Consider the following 22978-nt stretch of genomic DNA (forward strand, 5'->3'; position numbering starts at 1 on the left):
ACTGAAATTATAGGCTTTCAGTGAAAGTACGAGTAATAACGTCGCGTTGTTGTTCTGGTGTTAAAGAGTTGAAACGTACTGCGTAACCAGAAACACGGATAGTTAATTGTGGGTATTTATCCGGGTTGTTTACTGCATCTTCTAATGTTTCACGACGTAATACGTTTACGTTTAAGTGTTGACCACCTTCAACTTTAACAGTTGGTGCTACATTTACTGGTAATTCACGATATTCGATTTGACCTAATTCGCTTACTGCTACTACTTGGTCTTCTGCGAATTCAGCTTTTGCACATAAACAACGAGCTTCATTTTTTTCGCTGTCTAATAACCAGAATGAGTTTAAAAGATTGTCATTTGCTGCTTGAGTAATTTGAATACCTTTGATCATAAAGTGCCTCCTAATTTGGCGGTTGTATATTTATTAAACTGTGCAAATTTTATCAAACTATTTGAAGAATTCAATTAATTTTGACCTAAAACAGGTTCTTTTTTCTGACTAATTTTTAAAAATTGATCTAGATTAAAGTTTTAGTCGTAACAAGAACTCAATATGCCCATGATTTTAACAAGATATTAACATTACTCTCAAATAAAGCCTTTCTCAGCAATTTCATTTATAATGTCTCCAAGCTTATCCAATAAGGAAATACAGAATGAAAACCTGGACAGATGTTATCGGTCAAGAGAAAGAAAAACCTTACTTTAAACACATTCTACAACAAGTGCATCAAGAGCGACTTGCCGGAAAAACCATTTACCCACCACAAGACGAAGTGTTTAATGCCTTTAAATATACGGCATTTGATGAGGTGAAAGTTGTCATTTTAGGACAGGATCCCTATCACGGCCCAAATCAAGCGCACGGCTTAGCTTTTTCGGTGAAACCTGAGGTTGCAATTCCCCCTTCTTTACTGAATATGTATAAAGAATTGGCTAACGACATTCCTGGTTTTCAAATGCCAAATCATGGTTACTTGGTGAAATGGGCGGAGCAAGGTGTACTGTTGCTTAACACTGTGCTAACTGTAGAGCGCGGTATGGCGCATTCACACGCTAAATTTGGTTGGGAAATCTTCACCGACCAAGTAATTGCAGCACTCAATGAACACCGTGAAAAAGTAGTATTTTTACTTTGGGGAAGCCATGCGCAGAAAAAAGGGCAATTTATTGATCGCAATCGTCATTATGTTTTAACTGCCCCTCACCCTTCCCCTCTTTCAGCACATCGTGGTTTTCTAGGATGTCATCATTTTTCTAAAACCAACGAATACTTAAAGCAAAATGGTTTAACTGAAATTAATTGGCAAGTTTAAGATTGTGATTCAACATCAAGCGGGAGATTCTTTTCCCGCTTTTCTTCCTTTTTCTGTTCTCGTCTTTTTTTAAAAAAATCACTTAATTTCTGACCGCACTTTTCTGCGAGCACGCCAGAGGTAATTTCTAACGTGTGATTCATTTTATAATCATCAAAGAAGTGAAAGCGAGAACCTACAGCCCCTGTTTTATAATCTGACGCACCGAAGACTAATCGTTTAATCCGGCTATGCAAAATCGCACCTGCACACATGGTGCAAGGCTCAAGGGTGACATAAAGTGTGGTATTGAGCAGACGATAATTTTGAATATTTTGTGCGGCGTTACGCAATGCGACAATTTCAGCGTGAGCGGTCGGATCATTTTCAATGATAGATAAATTCCAGCCTTCACCGAGAATATTTCCTTCATCATCCACCAACACCGCCCCGACAGGAATCTCGCCGAGTGCCTCTGCACGATCAGCAAGCATCAGGGCGTGTTGCATAAATTTCTCGTCTAAATCTGACCGCACTTTGAATGCCTAAACTGAGAAAGGATACTTGATCGGTTCGTGAGATTGATAACCCACCACCTTGAAATCATCCATCGTTACCCAAGTTTCAAGATCTTCAAGGGTTTTAATATCAGGATTAATTTCTAATTGTGGTGAAGGGAATGGTTCACGTTTTAATTGCACATCACGCATTAACTCAAGTTGGTCTTCATAAATATGCGCATTTACAATTTTATGATATGCCTTACCCGGTTTATTGCCGGTAATTTGCGCCATCAAAGCAAGGAAAGTAAAGACCTGAATTTGATTGAAGTTTAAGCCAAGTGGCACATCACAAGAGCGTTGGTAGCTCGTTAAGTGCAATGTATCGCCGACTAAAGAGAAAGTATGAGTGTGCATGCAAGGACGCAAACAGCCTAGATCAAATTCACCTGGGTTAAAGAAAGTCAGGATTTCACCGCGGTCATCAATCCCTCGGCTTAAATTGTTCACAATTTTACGAAGTTGATCGATGGTTTCGCCATTCGGTTTACGCCATGCTCTACCTTGCACACCATAAACGCGTCCCATATCATCGGTGCCTTTACGATGTGGATTGGCAAGCCAAGCGGCATTTTCATTGGCATTTGCATCCCATGTTTTGGTGCCAAGCTTGCGGAAGTCAGCGGCGTTATCATAACCACGGATATAACCTAAAAATTCCGCAATCGCTGCTTTCCAATAGCTTTTTCGCGTGGTAATTAAGGGGAATTGATTATTGGCAACATCATATTCTAAATCTGCATTAATCACAGTAAGGCAACGCTTGCCAGTACGCTCATTAGCAACCCACTCACCTTCATTTACAATGCGTCGACAAAGATCTAAATATTGTTTCATAAAAAACTCCTTACTGATGAACCGCACTTTTTGCGCGGTTGTATGCCCATGCCATAATTAATCCACCACCAATAATCATCGGTAAGCAAAGAGCTTGGCCACGTGTCATGATGCCTAAGAAAGATTCAACTTCCGGCTCACGGACATATTCAACGATAAAACGGAAAATCCCGTAACCAACAAGGAATAATCCTGCTACAGAACCTGCTGGGCGAGGCTTTTTAATAAAGACATTCAGAATAATAAACAGCACGAAACCTTCTAAGAATGCTTCATAAAGCTGTGAAGGATGGCGTGGTAATAACAATGGATCATTTGGGAAAATCATGGCCCAAGGAACATTGGTTTCTCGTCCCCAAAGTTCTAAATTGATGAAGTTACCAATTCGCCCCATCCCTAAACCAAATGGAATCAAAGGCGCCATAAAATCTGCTGTCTGCCAGAAGCTTCTTTTTTGAGAATAAGAGGTCCAAATCATTGAGATAATCACCCCAATTAATCCACCGTGGAATGACATTCCCCCTTCCCAAACACGGAATAAATACAGTGGATCTTGCATAAAATGACCAAAGTTATAGAAGAAAACATCCCCAATACGTCCACCTAAGAATACCCCCATAAAAGCATTAAAAAGTAACGTATCCACTTGATCGACAGTCCAACCACTATTAGGTTGATTTGCACGACGAACAGCTAACCAACGAGCAAAGATAAAGCCTAATAAATACATTAAACCATACCAACGCAACCCAATATTGCTATCACCAAAAGTGAAAATAGTAGGATCAAAATGTGGAAGCATCAAAAATTCTGAATTCATAACATTCCTTATTTCATAAACATATCAACTGCGATTGCAATTAATAGCAAGGCAAAGCCTTTTTTCAAGGTTGATACAGGGAGTTTTGAGGTCGCTGTTGCCCCTAATTTAGAAGTGAAAAATGAGGTGGCTGTAATACCGAGCACTGCGGGTAAATAAATATACCCTAGAGAATAATCCGGCATGGAAGGGTTACCCCAACCGCTCACCATAAAGCTTAACATGCCAGATAAACCAAGAAGTGCGCCACAAAATGCAGAAGAACCAATAGATTTTTTCATATCAATACCGCGAGAGTTTAAAAATGGTACGATAAAACCACCGCCACCAATGCCTGCTGCACTTGATGCCATACCAATCAAAATACCGCCAATGACGGAAGATTGTGTTGTTAAAGGCTTAGCATTTACTGTATTTTTCTTAATAGAAATGATCATTTTGGCTGCTAAATAAACGACTAAACAAGCAAAGATTTTAGCAGATACATCACGATCGAGTTTGCCAATAAATAAACCTGAGATAAATACCGTAATCATGATCACCGGCGCGAGTACTTTCACTGCACTCCACACAATGTTTCCCAGTTTATGATGGCGCTGTGCGGAAGAAAATCCAGTAATCACGATGGTTGCAAATGAAGTCCCTAAGGCTGTGGACATCAACATTTGATCAGGAATACCCATCATCGGCAATAAATAAACCAAGGTTGGCACAATAACCAATCCGCCGCCAATGCCAAATAATCCAGCAAGAAAACCAACGATAGCCCCGACAAGCAAACAAAGCAGGATAAAAGTGAGCATTATTACCCCCTTGATTTATAAGATGGACGTTTTTGATATTTAGAAAAGCTGTTCTTACGTGAGGCGTGATACGGTTTATTTATCTCATGCTCTTGCGTATTTTCAAGCAATGTTTTGTCGTTACCAAATATTGCTTGGGCAAACTCTTTCATCGCTTTGCGGTAAACATCTTTTTTAAAGGACACAACCTGACGTACGGGATACCAAAAACTCACCCAACGCCAACCATCAAATTCGGGTGATTTTGTTGTGTTCATATTAATATTTTTTTCATCGCCCACTAATTGCAACAAAAACCAACGTTGTTTTTGCCCAATACACATGGGTTTGCTGTCATAACGCAGCAATCTCTTCGGCAGCTTATAACGCAACCAATGTTTAGACGCGTAAAGCACCTTCACATCTTTGGGTTGTAAGCCAACCTCTTCATATAATTCACGATACATGGCTTGTTCGGCACTTTCGTTATCATTAATTCCACCCTGTGGAAATTGCCACGAATTCTGCCCGTATCGTTTAGCCCAAAGCACCTGTCCTTTGCGATTACAAATGACAATGCCTACATTTGGACGGTAGCCATCAAAATCGATCACTATCGTTCACCTTAAATTTTGTACAAAAATAATTTGCAGATTGTTTCATAAATTCGCTTTTTTATCAACCGAATGGGCATATTTATCCTATTGTGGATAACTCTGTGGGTAACACTTGGATAATCTAAATTTAACTGTGTATAAAGATCAAAAATCGCTTTTCACACTTCATTTTTTCATTTTTGCATAACCTTTAATCAAAAATTTTCCGAAAAAAATGACCGCACTTTTTCTCGTCAAAGTACGGTCAAAAATCAGTCATTTTTTAATTTAAACATTCCTTGCTTGGTGAAGAAATAACAACTGTGAGTTATTCAATATTTCTGTGGATAAAACTGTGATTGAGCAAATGGCGAGTGTTGCATAACTCTTCTCAGCATTTTATCTTCAATTTTAGAGGGAAGATTTTCTCTTTAATTTCATTAAGATAAGGCTTATTCACAGAAATTATCTTACTCACATTCAATCAAAAATTTTAGTGATTATTTTTTATCCAAGCCTTTTTTGACTAACGTTAAATAGCGCTCCCACTCAAAATATTGACCCGGATCGATCTTACGACCAGGTGAAATATCGCAATGCCCAACGATACGATCGAGCGTTATTTTCGGGTAAGCTTGTATGATATCTCGTGTTAATTCAGCAAGCACTTGGTATTGTTCCTCTGTAAAAGGTTGTTCATTACTGCCCTCTAGCTCAATCCCAATCGCAAAATCATTGCATTTATCCCGACCTTCAAAACAAGAAAGCCCCGCATGCCATGCTCTATCATCGAAACTCACATATTGCGTCACCTTGCCATCCCGTTCAATTAAACAATGGGCTGACACTCGAAATTGATAAATCTCTTCAAAATAAGGATGGATAGTGGGATCGAGTTTTCCTTGGAAAAAATCATCTACATATCCCCCACCAAATTGTTCTGGCGGCAAACTGATGTAATGAATGACGAGTAATGAAATATCCTCTACATTAGGACGTTCATCAAAATGTGGTGAAATTACTTTTCTTGTTTGGCTTAACCAGCCATTTTTTATCTTATTCATCTGTTTTTCTGCGATTAAATTTCATTTTTGCGATCTCGATCGCAAAAGAAGTGCGGTCAATTTTACTTTCATCTTTCCCTTTTACACAATGTTGCAGCCAAAATTCTGGCATTTTTTTATTCAACCAAAAGGAAATTTAATTTAATGAAACTGACTTTTTCTAAACCCTTACATAAAGGTTTTACGTTAATTGAATTGATGATCGTGATTGCGATTATTGCTATTCTCGCGACGATCGCCATTCCGTCTTATCAAAATTATACCAAAAAAGCAGCCATCTCCGAATTATTGCAAGCTTCTGCACCTTATAAATCTGATGTGGAATTATGTGTCTATAGCACCAATGCCCCAACAAACTGTTCTGGTGGTTCAAATGGCATTACAGCAGACATTACTACTGCAAAAGGCTATGTTAAATCCATTACCACGAAATCGGGTGTGATTACGGTAACAGGAAATGGCGCATTGGATGGGATCAGTTATTCTTTAACGGCGACAGGCTCAACCTCATCAGGTGTGACCTGGACAACCGCTTGCCCGAGCAATGCGGATTTATTCCCTGCGGGCTTCTGCTCTCCTACCAAATAGCGAAACATGGCCTATCAAGCAATCGCAAAAAATGGCGAGATTTATCAGATCTCGCCACAATATTGGCAACAAAACCAACAGCAACAAGCATTGCTGTTGCGTTACTTTGCGCTACCACTTAAAGAAGATGAACACCATTTATGGCTTGCGGTGGATTCGCTGAATAATCTTGCGGCTTGTGAAACCTTTGCTTTTTTAAGTGGAAAATTGGTTGAGCCAATTTTATTTGAAACACATCAACTCAAACAACTTTTACAATCCCTTGCACCGAAAGCCAATCAAATAGAAGAACAAGCGACGTTTTATCATCATTCAGAAGACGAAAGCACTGCCAATTTATCTAATGAAGATGAACCCGTTATTCAATTATTAAATGGTATTTTTGAAACCGCCCTGCAAAAAAATGCCTCCGATATTCATTTAGAAACTCAGCCAAATGGCCTTTTGGTTCGTTTGCGTATTGATGGCGTACTACAACCACAGCCGATTATCAGTAAATCACTCGCCAATCGTGTGATTTCTCGTTTAAAACTCTTAGCCAAACTGGATATCAGTGAAACTCGGCTACCACAAGATGGCCGTTTTCAATTCAAAACGACATTCTCCGATATTTTAGATTTCCGCCTTTCTACCTTGCCCACGCATTGGGGAGAAAAAGCGGTATTACGATTGCAACAAAATAAACCTGTTCAGTTAAGTTTTGCTGAATTGGGTATGACACAAAACCAACAAAATCAATTTCAACATGCACTCGGTCAACCTCAGGGTTTAATCCTTGTAACGGGACCAACAGGAAGTGGAAAAAGTATCTCACTTTATACCGCACTTCAATGGCTCAATACGCCAGATAAACATATTATGACGGCAGAGGATCCCGTTGAAATTGAATTAGAAGGCATCATTCAAACTCAAGTAAATCCACAAATTGGTTTAGATTTTAGTCGATTACTTCGCACATTTTTACGACAAGACCCCGACATTATTATGCTTGGTGAAATTCGAGATGAAGAAAGTGCATTAATGGCATTAAGAGCAGCTCAAACTGGCCATTTAGTGCTTTCTACCTTACATACCAACGATGCCATCTCAGCAATTTCACGCTTACAGCAATTAGGCATTCAATCTCACGAAATTGAAAATAGTCTCTTATTAGTTATCGCACAGCGATTGGTGCGTAAACGTTGCTTAAAGTGCAGTCAACATTTTAGTGAGTCTTGCGATTGCCATCAGGGATATCGGGGACGTATTGGGGTGTATCAATTTTTACAATGTGAAAACAACCGTTACCAAACCGATTTTGACTCACTTTATCAAAGCGCATTAGAAAAAGTAAAAGATCAAGTCACCGATCTCGATGAAATTCAACGCGTGTTAGGCAAAAAATAGGAGTCTCTATGGCAAAACAAAAACTCTTTTACTTCCAAGCCTATGATCAGCGGCAACAATGGCAAAAAGGTAGCCTTGTTGCTCAATCTAAACAAGCCGCACAATTTCTGTTAATTGCAAAAGGTTTTAGTCACATTCGCTTGCAACAAGATTGGCAACTTAATCAGAAACCGAAAAATGCAGAAATCAGTGCTTTATTGAATCAACTGGCTACATTGCTCAGTTCTGCCATTCCATTAAAAAATGCATTACATATTTTGCAAGACAACTGCACACAATTGGGTTTGCATCAGTGGCTTAGCGCCTTAATTGAGTTAATTGAAAGTGGTCTTCCGTTTTCACAAAGCTTGGAAATACAAGGAAAGTATTTAAACTTTCAAGAGATTCAACTTATTCAAGTGGGAGAAATGACAGGAAAACTGGCAGAGGTATGCACTAAAATTGCAGAACGTCGAACACAATCATTAACGCTTCAACGCAAATTGCAAAAAATTATGCTTTATCCTGCCATGGTATTAGGTATTTCGCTTTCACTTACGTTGATTTTATTACTCTTCGTTGTACCGCAATTTGCTGAAATGTATGGCGAAAATTCCGCTGAATTGCCTACATTGACTGCTGTGTTATTAGCCATGTCTCAATTCCTACAACATCATTTTGTTGCGTTAATGATTGCCTGCACTTTCGCTATTTTTATGTTGAAGATGGCATTAAAACATTCCCTTTGGCTAAATCAAAAAAAGAATGCACTAATTAGCCGCATGCCAATTTGGGGCAATATCATTTGCCTTTCTCGCCTAATCAGTTTTAGCCATAACCTCCAATTAATGCTTCAATCCGGAGTGGCATTAACGCCAGCCTTAAATAGCTTCCTCCCCAAACAACAAACCTGGCAAACACAACGTACCTTAAAAGGTGATATTCTGCTACAACAAGAAGTGCGGTCAATTTTACAGTGGGTTTCGCAAGGTTATCCATTTTCAGAAAGTGTCAGTAGTCATCTTTTCCCAATGGAAGCACAACAAATGCTACAGATTGGAGAAAAAAGTGGAAAACTTGCGTTGATGTTGCGTCATATTGCTGATAACTATCAAGAAAAGCTCAATCATCAAATTGATTTACTTTCCCAACTTTTAGAGCCTTTAATGATGCTCATCATTGGTAGTTTAATCGGTATTATTATGATGGGCATGTATCTGCCGATTTTTAATATGGGATCCGTAATCCAATGATGATATTAGCCTTTTTCTTATTGGGTGGTTTAGCGGGTATCTTTGTTTGGCTTTATATTGATCGTTTTATCCCCAATCTACAACAAGAAATTTATCAGAACTATATCGAACTTTATCCTGAAAACAGTCCTATTTTCCATAGCGAAAAAGCAGCGATTCAATCTCAAAAGTGCGGTCATATTTGTCTTTATTTTTTAGGGTTTGGACTCAGTTTTGCTGTACTCTATTATTTTCTTCAGGATGAATTATTTACTTTATGGCTAGCGATTACGCTTAGTCTACTGTTTGTTATCAGTTGGCTAGACTGGCATTATCAACTGATTTCACCGACACCTTGCCTCTTTTTATTTTTCCTAGGTTTATTCGGCGCACATCAAGAATTTTCAATTCTGACGCTTTCTCAAAGTTTAGAAAGTGCGGTTAGTTTTTTCGGTATTTTTTATATTATCTATCATTTGTCTAAATGGTTTTATAAGAAGGAAGCGTTAGGCCGTGGCGATTATTGGTTCGCTTTAGGAATCGGGACTTATCTCACCATCACACATTTACCACTTTTCTTATTCATTGCTTGTCTATTAGGCATAATGGCTTATTGGATTTCTCGTAAGTCCGTTTTACCTTTCGGTCCCTTTCTTTGCTTATCTTTAATCATCACCAGTGCAATAACCCTATAAATGTAATATATTGGCAACGTTGGAAAATATTATATTTAAAGGATAGATGCGAAGCATCCCCTCTAAATCAAGTAGCAAGGAATATTATGACTTATATTGTGGGCCTCACTGGCGGCATCGGTAGTGGAAAAAGCACGATTGCAAATCTTTTTGTTGAACTTGGTGTCCCCATTGTTGATGCAGATATTGTGGCAAGAGAAGTGGTTGAAAAAGGCTCGCCGCTACTTGCTCAAATTGCTGAGCACTTTGGTAAATCAATTTTGACTGAAGAAGGCGAATTAAATCGGGCCGAGCTACGAAAAAAAGTATTTGCAGACGAAAATGAGAAAAACTGGCTCAATCATTTATTACATCCCGCTATTCGCGAAAGGATGTTGGCCCAGTTAAACAGCCAGAGTGCTCCTTATACGTTATTTGTCGTCCCATTACTCATTGAAAATAAGCTCACTACGCTTTGCGACCGCATACTTGTTGTCGATGTAAAACCTGAAACTCAGCTGGCTCGTGCGTCATCGAGAGATCATAATAATATTCAGCAAATTCAAGCCATTATGAATGCACAAGTCAGCCGTGAAGAACGATTAAAATGGGCGGATGATATCATTTCAAATGATGCAAAATTGCCTGAAAACTTACCGCACTTAAAACAAAAAGTGCTAGAATTGCACCAATTTTATTTAAGTGAATCGAGAAAGAAAAATGTCTGATGAAATTTTTGAAGTCCCCTGCCCGACATGCCAAAAGCCTGTACTTTGGACACAGGAAAGCCAATTTCGCCCTTTTTGTAGCAAACGTTGCCAACTCATTGATTTAGGGGAATGGGCTGCAGAAGAAAAAGCCATTCCAAGTGATACTGCAGATTTTGCTATGGATCCCAATCTCAGTGATGAATGGAGTATCAAATGAGTCTTCAGCATCACGATAATGGTGAACAGGGCGAGTTTTTCTTGCTCGATGAGCAAGGCAAGAAAATCGCGAAACTCACCTATTTTTATGAAAAACCCGATACCATTAATGCTAATCATACATTTGTTGATGATTCTCTTCGAGGGCAAGGTGTGGCAGACAAACTCTATCAAGCCTTAATTCATTTCATCCAGGCTAAAAAGCTCACTTTGCACCCAACTTGTAGCTATATTGCAAGAAAATGGGAGCGAACCCAATCAGCTAAATCACAAGCTTAAGCTTATTAATAAGTTCGGTCATTTTTAAGGATATTTTTCTGACTTCGTGCTATCCTTAGCCCCATTTATTTCTGAGAACCATTATTTATCATGCAAAAAAATTATTTAAGTCAGCAGCGATTTGCTGATCTTCCATTACATCCTATCGTACAAAAAGCCCTGCAAGATAAGGGATTTGAATATTGCACCCCAATTCAAGCATTATCATTACCTATCACATTACAAGGAAAAGATGTTGCAGGCCAAGCGCAAACCGGTACGGGTAAAACGATGGCATTTTTAACGGCAACATTTCATCACTTATTAACACATCAACCTGATTTTGCCACCAATCAACCTCGCGCATTAATTCTTGCACCAACCCGTGAACTGGCAGTACAAATTAATAATGATGCAGAGTTGTTAGCTAAAACAAGTGGATTACGAACCGCACTTGCTTATGGTGGTGATGGCTATGATAAACAACTTAAGGCGATTGAAGACGGTGTGGATATTTTAATTGGTACCACGGGGCGTGTGATCGATTATGTCAAACAAGGCATTATTCGTTTAGATGACATTCAAGTCGTGGTGTTGGATGAAGCTGATCGCATGTTTGATTTAGGATTCATTCGTGATATTCGTTATTTATTACGCAAGTGTCCTTCTCCGCAAGAACGCCTCACCATGCTCTTTTCTGCAACGCTCTCTTACAAAGTGCGCGAACTTGCCTTTGAAGATATGAATTCCCCTGAATATATCGAAATTGAACCAGAACAAAAAACGGGACATAGAATTAAAGAGGAACTGTTCTATCCGTCAAATGAAGATAAAATCCCACTCTTACTCACGTTAATGGAAGAGGAATGGCCCGAGCGCTGTATTGTCTTTGCAAATACTAAACATAAATGTGAAGAAATTTGGGGCTATTTAGCGGCAGATGGCCATCGTGTGGGATTACTCACAGGGGATGTAGCACAGAAAAAACGTCTTTCATTGCTCAAACAATTTACAGATGGTGAGCTCGATATTCTCGTTGCAACCGATGTTGCAGCGCGTGGATTACATATTTCAGACGTGACTCATGTTTTTAACTTTGATCTACCCGATGACCGAGAAGATTACGTTCACCGTATTGGCCGTACTGGTCGAGCGGGTGAAAGTGGTGCGTCTATCAGCTTTGCTTGTGAAGAATATGCGATGAATTTACCGGCAATTGAAGAATACATTGGTCATTCTATTCCGGTCAGCCAATATGACCCGAATTCATTGATTAGTGATATTCCAAAACCTTATCGTTTAAAACGCAATCCTGCGCCTCAAACAAGAAATACTACGACGAGAAAAACAAACTACCGTCGTAAAAACTAAAAAGAAAAGCTGATGAACTCCTTCATCAGCTTTTTTTATGATTAATGTAATCCGACTCTTCGACGTGTAGTACGCATCAATAAGAAAACCCATGGCCATAACACACCTGATGCGATGGCACCAAAGATTTCCTGCCAGTTGAAAAATGCCCCATGCAAAGAGAATTCAACCAAGAAAATAGCCACTCGAATCGCAAAAACAAAAAGAAGTACCAATAAACTTTGGAACCAAAGAGAAAGGTTGCGCAAAATTAGGTAATATTTGGAAACAAAATAGAAAGCCACAGAAAGCACCAGTGCATGAACCCCAAGAATAGAGCCTAGCACAATATCCCATAAAACCCCGAGTAAAAATGCCCAACCAATGCTTACTCTATCGGGTAGCGCAAGCGTCCAATAAAGCAAAACTAAAACCAACCAAGACGGTTTAAAAGCTTGAAAGCCTGCTGGCCATGGGGCTAATTCCATAATTAATGCCACAACAAAGAAGCATAAAATGGTCGCCCATTGAAAAATAAAACGCCCTTGCATTAGTCTTCTTCCCTATGTTGTTGCTGATCTGGAGAAATGGGTTCCTCTTGTTGAGGCATTGTGGTCGGAATGTCAGGATCCACAATTTCTTTTCCTGTATGCGGCTGTACTCCATCCTCTTGATCATCTGTAATTTTGGTTTTACTCACTGAATGAGTTGCTTCATTAGCTTGACTTTCTAAACGTTGCTGTACAAGTCGACGCACTTCTTCTGGTGACATGGATTTGACTTTCGACATATCAAGATTGCTCGGCCAAAGTAAAAGCAAATAACGTAAACGATCTAACTCAGCCAAAGGTTTCGCTTTCACCGTTGCAAAGTAATTTGAGCCATCACGAGAGACACTTTGCACAACAGCCACAGGATAGCCTTCAACAAAACGGCCGCCCAAACCTGAAGTCACCAATAAATCGCCTTTTTCAATATCCACAGAACGAGGCACATTATCTAAGGTAAGTTCATCTGAGTGCCCTGTGCCACTCGCGATCACGCGCACATCATTACGTAAAACTTGCACAGGAATAGAATGGGTCACATCGGTCAAAAGTAACACTCGGCTTGTATTCTCACCGACAGATATAATCTGCCCAATCATCCCTTTTTCATCAATCACAGGCTGCCCAACATAAGCACCATCTCGTTCACCTTGATTGATCACCACTTGCTGACGATAGACGTCGGTTTCAGCTGTAAGCACTTCTGCAATCTTTTTATATTCATCGGTGCGTAAAGGCGAATTAAGCAGTAAACGAAGACGTTGGTTTTCTACCTTGAGTTGATCCAATAATAAAAGATCGGCATTTTTCTCACGCAACTGCTCACGCAATACTTTATTTTCAATAAGCAGTTTATTGGTATCCACCAAGTTATTTGATACACCATCTAGAACCGTTCTTGGCCCATTCGCAAGGTAATATAGGCCCCCCACGGCAGTTTCCATGACACTACGCGCCTTCGTCATTGATGAGGTTTGCCCATCAACTAAAATGAGTGTCATCGAAGCAATCACTGCTAACGCGAGTCGAATACCTAATGGTGGTGCTTTACCAAAAATGGGTTTCATTCACTGTCCTAGGGTTGAAAGGAAAAGTGCGGTCAAAAAATCAGACGAATTAAAAACGCCGATTTTTCTGACCGCACTTTTAGAGATTAAATTTCGTCGCTAAAAATATCGCCGCCGTGCATATCAATCATTTCGATTGCTTCACCGCCACCACGAGCTACGCAAGTTAATGGTTCTTCTGCGATGATTGCTGGTACGCCACATTCTTTTGATAACAATACATCAATGTTGCGTAATAAAGCACCACCACCCGTTAACACCATACCGCGTTCGAAAATATCTGCGGCGTGTTCTGGTTGGCATTCTTCAAGCGCTGTACGCACCGCTGCAACGATACCATTTAATGGCTGCTGAAGAGCTTCTTGTACATCACGAGAGGTTAATTTGAATGAACGAGGGGCACCTTCAGCAAGATTGTGACCGTGCACTTCCATTTCTAAAATTTCATCGCCTTCTTGAATGTATGCTGTACCAATTTCATGTTTGATACGCTCTGCAGTTGGCTCACCAATAACGGAACCAAAAGTACGACGAACATAAGAGATGATCGCTTCATCAAAACGGTCACCACCAATACGTACAGAAGATGAATACACGATACCGTTTAAAGAAATCACAGCCACTTCAGTGGTACCACCACCGATATCAATGACCATTGAACCGATCGCTGTAGAAACCGGCAAGTTAGCACCGATAGCAGCCGCCATTGGCTCTTCAATTAAATATACTTCACGTGCACCTGCACCTAATGCTGATTCTTTGATTGCACGACGTTCAACTTGAGTTGCACCAGCCGGTACACAAACGAGTACGCGCGGGCTAGGACGCATAAAGTTACCGCTATGTACTTGCTTGATAAAGTATTGCAACATTTTCTCTGTCACAGAGAAATCAGCAATTACACCATCTTTCATCGGACGAATAGCCACGATACTTTTTGGGGTACGACCAAGCATTTGTTTTGCTTCTTTACCTACTGCCGCAATACTTTTGTATGCGCCCATACGGTCTTGACGAATTGCCACAACTGAAGGTTCATCAAGTACGATGCCTTGGCCTTTCACGTAAATTAATGTATTTGCTGTACCTAGATCGATAGAAAGATCGTTTGAAAATAAACCACGAATTTTTTTGAATAACATAAGAATTCCGTCATTAGTTTGGTGAAAAATTACTCATTTCTGAGCATAGAAAAAAATTGTGATAAATGTACCAAAAAATCGAGTTTGATAACAGGATTTTTTACTTTGTTCATCTACACTTACCTCACTATTTTTTCTAACAAGGTAAGTGCGGTCAATTTTAATGGTGTTTTATACGAGATTTTGGTCAGTGAATCGCCACTTCCCGTTACCTAAAATCATCAATTGTTGCTGATGGAAAGCTTGTAAAGTTGAACGATGCCCCACGCTAATAACCGTTGTATTAGGTAAACGTTCTTTTAATAGTCGATACATATTATCTTCTAAGCCTTCATCCATACTCGCAGTGGCTTCATCCAAGAACGCGACGTTTGGTTTATGTAATAACAAACGTGCGAAAGCCAAACGTTGTTGCTCACCAAGAGAAAGGATACGCGTCCAGTCTTGTTCTTGATCTAAACGATCTCGTAAATGCCCTAAAGACACTTGTTTTAATACCTCAATCATCTCCTCACGATTAAAAGCCTTTTCTTCATTCGGATAAGCTAGCGCAGTCAATAAACTGCCTTGTGGTAAATAAGGTTTTTGCGATAAGAAAAGCTGATGGGTTGGGCAATACACATCCCCTTCAGAATACGCCCACAGCCCTGCCACGGTTCTCAACAACGTGGTTTTCCCCACACCAGAATTACCTTGGATTAATAGGGTTGAACCTTTTGGCAGCGTCAAATTTAAATTCTCAATTAAGGTTTTTCCAAATGGATTACTGATGCTTAAATCCTTAAAGATCACGTCTGTTTCGTGTTCATGTAAATGCGACGTAGATTGACGATTCGCCATATCAATCGCATAACTAAAGCCAGTTAAACGATCTAATGTGGCTTTATATCCTGCAAAACCATCGTAAGAATTACGGAAGAATGAAAGATTTGAATGCAACTTACCAAATACTTGTAGCGTTTGCATAAGATCGCCGAGTTTAATTTGTTTCTCAAAATAACGTCCCACTTGAATGAGTAAAGGGAACACGACCGAAACTTGGCTAACCACTAGGTTAAAACCAGAGAATTTTAAGGTTCGATAAACAATATCCCACATGTTATTGATCACCGATCCGAATTGTTTATAAAGTTGGCTACGCTCAACTTTCTCACCGGCATAAAATGCTACACTTTCCGCATATTCCTTGATACGAATTAAAGAATAACGATAGTTAGCGCTTAAGCGTTCGTTGACGAAATTCAACATAATTAACGGTCGTCCTAAACGGAATGCTATCACGGTGGTGATAATCACATAAGTGAACACCAAGAACACCATCATACGAGGAATTTCAGTACCAAATACCATCATTGGCCCCGCTAATCCCCACAATAAGATCGTGTAAGAAATCATCGAGGTGACAGCATCAATCACACCAGTGCTTAAGGAAAGCGAGGTTCTCACATAAGATTGCACATCTTGTTGAATACGTTGATCGGGGTTATCTAAGTTAGCGGAAACATACTGCGTTTTGTAGTACGCACGATTATCCATCCATTTATCGACTAACTGACTATTCAACCATTCAATCCAATTAATAGAAAAGCGTTGTTCTAAATAATAGCTAAGTAATGCCGTCATGACAGAGCTTGTCGCAATCACACAAAACAGCACCATTTGATCCCAAAACACTGGTTCATTAAATTCCTGTAAGGACGTGTACATATTGTTATACCACTCGGAATGCACCAAGCTAATACGCACACTGACTAATGTCATCGCCACAATTAACAAGAAAAATAGCAAAGGTTTAATACTTCGACGTGGTGAAAGATACCCCCCCGCAAATTGCCAAAATTGTTTACCCCAGTGGGTAAAACGGACTAATAAGAAAATACCAAAGCTAAACACAACTGCCGTCATCGCTAGAGTTTTTACTATCCATAAAAGCGAATTAATGGCCTCTTGAGCGTAATCCATAATCAACCTATAAAATCAAAAAAGTGCGGTCATTTTAGGCGGTGTTTATTTTTAAGCAAGAAAAAATGTGATAGAGATAACATTTTTTGACTTTGTTACAAGCGGGTAGGAAATCAAATTGTTATAATCCAAAATAGTTAAATTTTTAATAAATTAGAGGTCGGTATGAGTGAAACTGCGATTACCATTAGTTTGCTTGCCCTCGTTGCCGTAATTGGTCTATGGATCGGGCATTTTAAAATTAAAGGTGTAGGATTAGGTATTGGTGGCGTGCTATTTGGTGGTATTTTGGTTGCCCATTTTACTACGCAATATGGCATTAAACTGGATACCCATACGTTACATTTTGTTCAAGAGTTCGGCTTAATTCTGTTTGTTTATACGATTGGTATTCAAGTAGGACCGGGCTTTTTTGCGTCCTTACGGCAATCAGGATTAACCTTAAATGGGTTAGGAATCTTAATTGTTGCGCTCGGTGCGTTAGTGACGATTCTCATTTATAAGTTTGCAGATATTCCCCTCGATGTCGCACTTGGTATTTACTCGGGTGCGGTCACAAATACGCCATCTCTCGGTGCGGGTCAGCAAATTCTTTCCGAATTAGGGATGTCACAAACGACATCTAACATGGGGATGGCCTATGCGATGGCCTATCCTTTTGGGATTTGTGGCATTTTGCTTTCTATGTGGCTTATTCGCCTTTTCTTTAAAATTAAAGTGGATGAAGAAGCGGCGAATTTTGAAAAAGAAAGTGGCCACGACAAAGAAGCACTTAAAAGCATGTCCCTAAAAGTCACTAATACCAATCTCAATGGTATCCATTTAATTGAGATCCCTGGTTTTGACGATGAAGATGTAGTTTGTTCTCGCTTAAAACGAGGTGAATTAGTCATTGTGCCAAAAGCAGATACCGATGTTCAACTTGGTGACATTTTGCATTTAGTTGGTAATCCTGAAGGCTTGAAAAAAATGCATCTTATTATCGGGGAAGAAGTAGATGTTCCAGTCGCAAGCTTGAGTGGCGAAATTCGTTCTGAACGCGTTGTGGTTACCAATGAAAAAGTATTAGGTAAAAAAATTCGTCATCTCGGCATTCATCAAAAATACGGTGTAGTCATTTCACGTTTAAACCGTGCAGGTGTGGAATTGGTGCCAACAGCCCATACCACCCTTCAATTCGGTGACGTATTGCATATGGTGGGTAAAACCGACATTCTCAACCAAGCCATTTCAGTTATCGGGAACGCTAAACAAAAACTGCTACAAGTGCAAATGTTACCGGTATTTATTGGGATTGGCTTAGGGGTGTTACTCGGATCTATTCCTTTCTATATTCCGGGCTTCCCGGTGGCATTAAAATTAGGGCTAGCTGGCGGGCCATTAGTCGTCGCGTTAATCCTAGCTCGAATTGGCTCTATCGGTAAACTTTATTGGTTTATGCCACCAAGTGCTAACTTGGCATTGCGCGAAATTGGTATTGTGCTCTTCCTTGCCGTGGTGGGTTTAAAATCTGGCGGTAGCTTTGTAGACACGCTCACCAATGGTTCTGGTCTTGAATGGATGGGATACGGTATTTTTATCACACTCATACCATTAATGATTGTGGGAATCATTGCCCGTTTATATGCGAAATTAAATTACCTTTCACTTTGTGGTTTATTGGCGGGTTCGATGACTGATCCTCCAGCGCTCGCTTTCGCAAACGAACTAAAAGAAGGAAGTGGTGCAGCATCCCTTTCCTACGCGACAGTTTATCCGCTCACAATGTTCCTGCGGATCATTTCACCACAATTGTTAGCGATTCTTTTATGGGTTTAATACCCTTTCAAACTTGGGGCAGTATCACTGCCCCAATGTTTATGCCAAGCACTGTTACAACCATAAAACAATTCAAATAAAATCCGCCCTAAGCCTACCCCTTTCCTTCATTCAATGATAGAATTCATCGCTTTATTCAAATAGGAAAAGAAATGTCATTAGTTGAATTTGTAATTGATAAACTCGATGATTTAAAAGGCACCGAAATTGTGCATTTTGATGTAAAAGGCAAATCATCGATTACTGAAAATATGATTATTTGTACTGGTACATCTAGCCGCCAAGTGTCTGCTATGGCAGATAACCTTATTGCAGAATGTAAAAAAGCCGGTTATGAGACCTTTGGTGAAGAAGGTCGTAATACAGCTGATTGGATCGTGGTCGATCTCGGTCAAACTATCGTACATATTATGCAACGTGATGCACGTGAGATGTATCAGTTAGAAAAACTTTGGGCATAAAGTGCGGTCAATTTTGACTGTCTTTTGAAAGGGAAAAGGATGAAAATCACATTAATCGCAGTGGGCACAAAAATGCCAGCTTGGGTGACAACTGGATTTGAAGAATACCAACGTCGTTTTCCTAAAGACATGCCTTTTGAACTTATTGAAATCCCTGCAGGCAAACGTGGCAAAAATGCTGACATTAAACGCATCTTAGAGCAAGAAGGCAAAGCAATGTTAGCCGCTTGCGGAAAAGGTAAAGTGGTGACATTAGATATCCCAGGCAAACCTTGGACAACACCACAGCTCGCAGAGCAACTAGAAGGCTGGAAAAATGATGGTCGTGATGTGTGCTTGCTTATTGGCGGGCCAGAAGGCTTATCCCCTGAATGTAAAGCTGTAGCAGAACAAAGTTGGTCCCTGTCACCACTCACACTGCCCCATCCGTTAGTGCGTGTTGTGGTGGCAGAAAGTTTATACCGCGCTTGGTCACTGACAACAAACCATCCTTATCACAGAGAATAACGCATTACATTACCGATGAATTTAAAAAAATTCTTTTCTGCACCAACTAATGAACCGATCCGCGATAAAAAAGCGGAGCGAAATTTGTTTGCGCGTCGAACATTGGTGGCATTCATCGGTATTTTGGCTCTCAGCGGCGTACTATTTGCCAATATTTACCATCTCCAGGTGGTGAATTACGACATGTACCAAACTCGCTCTAATGGTAACCGTATTAAATTACTTCCGCTTCCTCCTACTCGTGGATTAATTTACGACCGTTACGGCGAATTACTGGCAGAAAACCTCACCTTTTTCGGTTTATATATCGTGCCGGAAAAAACAGAAAATTTAGACCGCACTTTTGAAGAATTGCGATATGTTGTAGGGCTAACTGATGAAGACATTGAGCATTTCAAAAAAGAACGTCGTCGCGGTACACGTTATACGCCGATTTTACTCAAACCAAGTTTAACGGAAGAACAAATTGCCCGTTTTGCAGTAAACCAGTATAAATATCCAAGCCTTGATGTTCGCCCTTATTTCAAACGAAACTACCTGTATGGTGAAACCATGACCCATATTTTGGGTTATGTTGGGCGTATTAATGACCGAGATGTTGAACGCCTAAAAAAAGAAGAAAAATTTGCTAACTACTCAGGGTCCACTGATATGGGAAAACTGGGTATTGAACGCTATTACGAAGAACAACTCCACGGTACGACGGGTTTTGAAGAAGTGGAAATCAATAACCGCGGGAAAGTTATCCGTAAATTACGTGAGCAACCAGCCACAGCGGGTAAAAGTATTCATCTGACTATCGATTTAGCCTTGCAACGCTATATTATGTCATTACTTTCAGGGCAAAAAGGTGCTGTTGTCGTGCTTGATCCGAAAGATAACAGCGTGTTAGCGATGGTTTCCACACCGAGTTATGACAATAATTTATTCGTGGATGGGATTTCCGCTAGCGATTACAAACGCTTATTAAACGACCCTGCTCGCCCACTTTACAGTCGTGCAACACAAGGGGTCTATCCACCAGCCTCTACGGTAAAACCATTTGTTGCTGTTGCAGCATTAACGGAAGGGGTGATTACGCCTCATACTACCATTTTTGACCCTGGTTACTGGATGCTTCCAAACTCGACAAAGCGTTTCCGAGATTGGAAAAAATCAGGGCACGGCTATACAGATTTAAATAAAGCCATTACAGAATCATCGGATACCTTCTTCTATCAAACTGCCTTTAATTTAGGTATTGATCGTTTCTCCATGTGGATGAAACGCTTTGGCTTTGGTATGCCGACAGGTATTGAAATCCAAGAAGAAGCCACGGCCAATATGCCGAGTAAAGAATGGAAACAAAAACGTTATAAAAAACCTTGGGTACAAGGCGATACAATCTCTGTAGGGATTGGACAAGGTTATTGGACGGCTACGCCATTACAAGTAGCAAAAGCCACCTCTATCGTGGTTAATAACGGGAAAATACATACGCCTCATTTAATGAAATCAGTAGAAGGCTCTATCATTGAGCCCTATCAAGACCCGCTTTTATATGAGGATATTACTGATCCGAAACAAGCTTATTGGGATGCCGCTAAACGAGGGATGTTTAACGTGGTGAATTATGGTGCAGGAACAGGACGAAAAGCCTTTGTCGGCACCAATTACCATGTAGCTGGGAAATCCGGTACTGCACAGGTATTCAGCTTAAAAGAAAACCAAAAATATAATGCTGCAGGATTGAAAAAAGAATTGCATGACCATGCTTGGTTCACTGCTTATGCACCTTACGAAGATCCGAAATTAGTTGTCACGATTATTTTAGAAAATGCGGGGGGCGGCTCAAGTAATGCCGCGCCAATTGTACGTCAAATTATGGATTTCTACCTAAATAAACGCTTGCCGCAAATTGAACGTCAACAAAATGCTGAAAAAGAAAAGATGACGGACCAAACTGAGTTAGACGTACCAACGCAAGAACCCCAACCAAGTGAGAATGAATAATGGAAGAAAAAGTGCCTTTATGCTTGCGATTATGGCAACGCTTACATATTGATTTCTTATTATTTATTGGTTTAGCTGCCATTACTGCCTATGGTATGCTTGTGCTTTATAGTGCATCTGGTGCCAGTGAAGTCATGTTCCAAAACCGTATCATTCAGGTCATATTAGGTTTTGTTGTCATGATGATTATGGCACAACTCCCCCCTAAATTTTATCAGCGACTGGCTCCTTATTTATATTTGGTTGGTTTTATTATGCTGATTTTAGTTGATGCCTTCGGTACAACCAGTAAAGGAGCACAGCGTTGGTTAGATCTTGGTTTTATTCGCTTTCAGCCGTCTGAAATTGTCAAACTCGCGGTGCCATTAATGGTCGCCGTGTATTTAGGTAATCGTCCATTACCACCTAAAATGAGCGAAACCTTTATTGCTATCGCCATGATTATGGTACCAACTTTACTTGTAGCCATTCAACCAGACTTAGGAACATCAATTCTGGTTAGTGCATCGGGCTTATTCGTGGTATTCTTAGCAGGGATGAGTTGGTGGCTTATTCTTGCTGCGGTAGTTGGCTTAGCAGCATTTATTCCTATCATGTGGATGTATTTAATGCATGACTACCAACGCATGCGTGTATTAACCTTACTTGATCCAGAGAAAGATCCGCTTGGGGCAGGTTACCACATTTTGCAATCCAAAATTGCCATCGGTTCAGGCGGTATGTCAGGCAAAGGATGGATGCAAGGGACACAATCCCAATTAGAGTTTTTGCCTGAACCACACACTGATTTTATTTTTGCCGTGATGAGTGAAGAACATGGAATGGTCGGCTTTCTTATTCTGATGGCAATTTATTTGTTTATTATTATCCGTGGCTTAATAATTGCAGTGAATGCAGAAACCTCTTTCGGGCGCATTCTTGCTGGTGCAACAACACTGATATTCTTCGTTTATGTCTTCGTGAATATTGGTATGGTGAGCGGCATTTTGCCTGTCGTAGGGGTGCCTTTACCACTCTTTAGCTACGGCGGTACTTCATATGTGGCCATTATGGCGAGCTTTGGTTTAGTGATGTCTATTCATACTCACAAACCTCGCTTTATGAAAGGGAACTAATTTCCCTTTTGGCTTTCTT

General features: G+C 40.1%; 24 protein-coding genes and 1 pseudogene. 14 read left to right on the top strand and 11 right to left on the bottom strand.

Translation table 11 applies throughout. The features are described from left to right. Positions 1–7: 7 nt before the first annotated feature. Positions 8–391, bottom strand: a complete 384-nt coding sequence (grcA, locus tag INQ00_RS00210; RefSeq protein WP_005697846.1) for an autonomous glycyl radical cofactor GrcA — start codon at positions 389–391, stop codon at positions 8–10. Positions 392–641: 250 nt separating this feature from the next. Between grcA and ung the strand changes: the two genes are divergently transcribed. Next, entirely contained in the window at positions 642–1316 is a 675-nt protein-coding gene (ung, locus tag INQ00_RS00215) for a uracil-DNA glycosylase (RefSeq protein ID WP_269057413.1), read from the top strand. Here ung and tadA read toward each other — a convergent pair. From tadA to ampD, 6 genes and pseudogenes are all read right to left on the bottom strand, one after another. Continuing rightward, the gene (gene tadA / locus INQ00_RS00220; protein ID WP_152682592.1) at positions 1313–1831 is read right to left on the bottom strand and encodes a tRNA adenosine(34) deaminase TadA; all 519 of its coding nucleotides are present in this window, start codon (positions 1829–1831) and stop codon (positions 1313–1315) included. The two genes, ung and tadA, sit on opposite strands and share 4 nt — an antisense overlap. Before the next feature lie 9 nt (positions 1832–1840). Further along, complete coding sequence (locus INQ00_RS00225) at positions 1841–2692, bottom strand: thymidylate synthase (RefSeq protein WP_049364941.1); 852 nt, start codon at positions 2690–2692, stop codon at positions 1841–1843. Positions 2693–2702: 10 nt separating this feature from the next. After that, a complete protein-coding gene (gene lgt / locus INQ00_RS00230; RefSeq protein ID WP_197546944.1) occupies positions 2703–3512 on the bottom strand; it encodes a prolipoprotein diacylglyceryl transferase in 810 nt (269 codons plus the stop codon). A gap of 8 nt (positions 3513–3520) precedes the next feature. Further along, positions 3521–4315, bottom strand: a complete 795-nt coding sequence (locus INQ00_RS00235) for a sulfite exporter TauE/SafE family protein (RefSeq protein ID WP_197546945.1) — start codon at positions 4313–4315, stop codon at positions 3521–3523. Positions 4316–4445: 130 nt separating this feature from the next. Continuing rightward, positions 4446–4908 (bottom strand): annotated as a pseudogene (rppH, locus tag INQ00_RS00240) (RNA pyrophosphohydrolase); the annotation flags it as partial. A gap of 482 nt (positions 4909–5390) precedes the next feature. Beyond that, positions 5391–5954: a 1,6-anhydro-N-acetylmuramyl-L-alanine amidase AmpD gene (ampD, locus tag INQ00_RS00245; protein ID WP_197546947.1), complete on the bottom strand. Its 564-nt coding sequence runs from the start codon at positions 5952–5954 to the stop codon at positions 5391–5393. A 144-nt stretch (positions 5955–6098) separates the two neighbouring features. Here ampD and ppdD point away from each other — a divergent pair, with 144 nt between their 5' ends. The 8 genes from ppdD (at position 6099) to rhlB (ending at position 12368) form a co-directional block, all read left to right on the top strand. Further along, positions 6099–6542, top strand: coding sequence for a prepilin peptidase-dependent pilin (gene ppdD, locus INQ00_RS00250; protein WP_197546948.1), 444 nt, complete (start codon positions 6099–6101; stop codon positions 6540–6542). A gap of 6 nt (positions 6543–6548) precedes the next feature. Further along, positions 6549–7928, top strand: coding sequence for a GspE/PulE family protein (locus tag INQ00_RS00255; RefSeq protein ID WP_197546949.1), 1380 nt, complete (start codon positions 6549–6551; stop codon positions 7926–7928). Between the two features lie 8 nt (positions 7929–7936). Continuing rightward, positions 7937–9160: a type II secretion system F family protein gene (locus tag INQ00_RS00260; RefSeq protein ID WP_197546950.1), complete on the top strand. Its 1224-nt coding sequence runs from the start codon at positions 7937–7939 to the stop codon at positions 9158–9160. Further along, positions 9157–9834: a prepilin peptidase gene (locus INQ00_RS00265; protein WP_197546951.1), complete on the top strand. Its 678-nt coding sequence runs from the start codon at positions 9157–9159 to the stop codon at positions 9832–9834. Before INQ00_RS00260 ends, INQ00_RS00265 begins: the two co-directional genes overlap by 4 nt. A gap of 86 nt (positions 9835–9920) precedes the next feature. Next, the gene (coaE, locus tag INQ00_RS00270) at positions 9921–10541 is read left to right on the top strand and encodes a dephospho-CoA kinase (protein ID WP_197546952.1); all 621 of its coding nucleotides are present in this window, start codon (positions 9921–9923) and stop codon (positions 10539–10541) included. Then, complete coding sequence (gene yacG, locus INQ00_RS00275; protein WP_197546953.1) at positions 10534–10740, top strand: DNA gyrase inhibitor YacG; 207 nt, start codon at positions 10534–10536, stop codon at positions 10738–10740. The genes coaE and yacG overlap by 8 nt, the downstream gene beginning before the upstream one ends. Further along, complete coding sequence (locus tag INQ00_RS00280; RefSeq protein ID WP_197546954.1) at positions 10737–11018, top strand: GNAT family N-acetyltransferase; 282 nt, start codon at positions 10737–10739, stop codon at positions 11016–11018. The genes yacG and INQ00_RS00280 overlap by 4 nt, the downstream gene beginning before the upstream one ends. Before the next feature lie 90 nt (positions 11019–11108). Beyond that, positions 11109–12368 (top strand): ATP-dependent RNA helicase RhlB, encoded by a 1260-nt coding sequence (gene rhlB, locus INQ00_RS00285; RefSeq protein WP_197546955.1) that lies wholly within the window; start codon positions 11109–11111, stop codon positions 12366–12368. A gap of 41 nt (positions 12369–12409) precedes the next feature. On the opposite strand, the gene mreD is transcribed toward rhlB, so the two are convergent. The 4 genes from mreD to INQ00_RS00305 all read right to left on the bottom strand — a co-directional run bounded on the left by mreD (position 12410) and on the right by INQ00_RS00305 (position 17066). After that, positions 12410–12898, bottom strand: coding sequence for a rod shape-determining protein MreD (gene mreD, locus INQ00_RS00290; RefSeq protein ID WP_111327318.1), 489 nt, complete (start codon positions 12896–12898; stop codon positions 12410–12412). Further along, positions 12898–13962, bottom strand: a complete 1065-nt coding sequence (gene mreC / locus INQ00_RS00295; protein WP_197546956.1) for a rod shape-determining protein MreC — start codon at positions 13960–13962, stop codon at positions 12898–12900. Before mreC ends, mreD begins: the two co-directional genes overlap by 1 nt. 86 nt (positions 13963–14048) lie before the next feature. After that, complete coding sequence (locus tag INQ00_RS00300; RefSeq protein WP_005695498.1) at positions 14049–15104, bottom strand: rod shape-determining protein; 1056 nt, start codon at positions 15102–15104, stop codon at positions 14049–14051. Between the two features lie 171 nt (positions 15105–15275). Beyond that, entirely contained in the window at positions 15276–17066 is a 1791-nt protein-coding gene (locus tag INQ00_RS00305) for an ABC transporter ATP-binding protein/permease (protein ID WP_197546957.1), read from the bottom strand. Between the two features lie 165 nt (positions 17067–17231). On the opposite strand from INQ00_RS00305, the gene INQ00_RS00310 reads away from it, so the two are divergent. The 5 genes from INQ00_RS00310 (at position 17232) to rodA (ending at position 22959) form a co-directional block, all read left to right on the top strand. After that, complete coding sequence (locus INQ00_RS00310) at positions 17232–18884, top strand: putative transporter (protein WP_197546958.1); 1653 nt, start codon at positions 17232–17234, stop codon at positions 18882–18884. A 152-nt stretch (positions 18885–19036) separates the two neighbouring features. Next, positions 19037–19345, top strand: coding sequence for a ribosome silencing factor (rsfS, locus tag INQ00_RS00315; protein WP_005695495.1), 309 nt, complete (start codon positions 19037–19039; stop codon positions 19343–19345). Positions 19346–19384: 39 nt separating this feature from the next. Beyond that, positions 19385–19852, top strand: a complete 468-nt coding sequence (rlmH, locus tag INQ00_RS00320; RefSeq protein WP_054419779.1) for a 23S rRNA (pseudouridine(1915)-N(3))-methyltransferase RlmH — start codon at positions 19385–19387, stop codon at positions 19850–19852. Positions 19853–19867: 15 nt separating this feature from the next. Then, positions 19868–21844: a penicillin-binding protein 2 gene (gene mrdA / locus INQ00_RS00325; protein ID WP_197546959.1), complete on the top strand. Its 1977-nt coding sequence runs from the start codon at positions 19868–19870 to the stop codon at positions 21842–21844. Then, positions 21844–22959 (top strand): rod shape-determining protein RodA, encoded by a 1116-nt coding sequence (gene rodA / locus INQ00_RS00330; protein WP_014064074.1) that lies wholly within the window; start codon positions 21844–21846, stop codon positions 22957–22959. Before mrdA ends, rodA begins: the two co-directional genes overlap by 1 nt. Positions 22960–22978: the final 19 nt, after the last annotated feature.

The organism is Haemophilus parainfluenzae (assembly GCF_014931275.1).
GTDB lineage: Bacteria > Pseudomonadota > Gammaproteobacteria > Enterobacterales > Pasteurellaceae > Haemophilus_D.

Excerpts from the sequence above, each read along its gene's own strand:
- INQ00_RS00235 (WP_197546945.1), bottom strand. The coding sequence starts at position 4,315 with ATGCTCACTTTTATCCTGCTTTGTTTGCTTGTCGGGGCTATCGTTGGT.
- mreD (WP_111327318.1), bottom strand. The coding sequence starts at position 12,898 with ATGCAAGGGCGTTTTATTTTTCAATGGGCGACCATTTTATGCTTCTTT.
- INQ00_RS00310 (WP_197546958.1), top strand. The coding sequence starts at position 17,232 with ATGAGTGAAACTGCGATTACCATTAGTTTGCTTGCCCTCGTTGCCGTA.
- ampD (WP_197546947.1), bottom strand. The coding sequence starts at position 5,954 with ATGAATAAGATAAAAAATGGCTGGTTAAGCCAAACAAGAAAAGTAATT.
- INQ00_RS00225 (WP_049364941.1), bottom strand. The coding sequence starts at position 2,692 with ATGAAACAATATTTAGATCTTTGTCGACGCATTGTAAATGAAGGTGAG.
- rlmH (WP_054419779.1), top strand. The coding sequence starts at position 19,385 with ATGAAAATCACATTAATCGCAGTGGGCACAAAAATGCCAGCTTGGGTG.
- INQ00_RS00300 (WP_005695498.1), bottom strand. The coding sequence starts at position 15,104 with ATGTTATTCAAAAAAATTCGTGGTTTATTTTCAAACGATCTTTCTATC.
- INQ00_RS00265 (WP_197546951.1), top strand. The coding sequence starts at position 9,157 with ATGATGATATTAGCCTTTTTCTTATTGGGTGGTTTAGCGGGTATCTTT.
- mreC (WP_197546956.1), bottom strand. The coding sequence starts at position 13,962 with ATGAAACCCATTTTTGGTAAAGCACCACCATTAGGTATTCGACTCGCG.
- rsfS (WP_005695495.1), top strand. The coding sequence starts at position 19,037 with ATGTCATTAGTTGAATTTGTAATTGATAAACTCGATGATTTAAAAGGC.
- yacG (WP_197546953.1), top strand. The coding sequence starts at position 10,534 with ATGTCTGATGAAATTTTTGAAGTCCCCTGCCCGACATGCCAAAAGCCT.
- INQ00_RS00280 (WP_197546954.1), top strand. The coding sequence starts at position 10,737 with ATGAGTCTTCAGCATCACGATAATGGTGAACAGGGCGAGTTTTTCTTG.
- ppdD (WP_197546948.1), top strand. The coding sequence starts at position 6,099 with ATGAAACTGACTTTTTCTAAACCCTTACATAAAGGTTTTACGTTAATT.
- rodA (WP_014064074.1), top strand. The coding sequence starts at position 21,844 with ATGGAAGAAAAAGTGCCTTTATGCTTGCGATTATGGCAACGCTTACAT.
- coaE (WP_197546952.1), top strand. The coding sequence starts at position 9,921 with ATGACTTATATTGTGGGCCTCACTGGCGGCATCGGTAGTGGAAAAAGC.
- lgt (WP_197546944.1), bottom strand. The coding sequence starts at position 3,512 with ATGAATTCAGAATTTTTGATGCTTCCACATTTTGATCCTACTATTTTC.
- mrdA (WP_197546959.1), top strand. The coding sequence starts at position 19,868 with ATGAATTTAAAAAAATTCTTTTCTGCACCAACTAATGAACCGATCCGC.
- grcA (WP_005697846.1), bottom strand. The coding sequence starts at position 391 with ATGATCAAAGGTATTCAAATTACTCAAGCAGCAAATGACAATCTTTTA.
- INQ00_RS00260 (WP_197546950.1), top strand. The coding sequence starts at position 7,937 with ATGGCAAAACAAAAACTCTTTTACTTCCAAGCCTATGATCAGCGGCAA.
- INQ00_RS00305 (WP_197546957.1), bottom strand. The coding sequence starts at position 17,066 with ATGGATTACGCTCAAGAGGCCATTAATTCGCTTTTATGGATAGTAAAA.
- INQ00_RS00255 (WP_197546949.1), top strand. The coding sequence starts at position 6,549 with ATGGCCTATCAAGCAATCGCAAAAAATGGCGAGATTTATCAGATCTCG.
- rhlB (WP_197546955.1), top strand. The coding sequence starts at position 11,109 with ATGCAAAAAAATTATTTAAGTCAGCAGCGATTTGCTGATCTTCCATTA.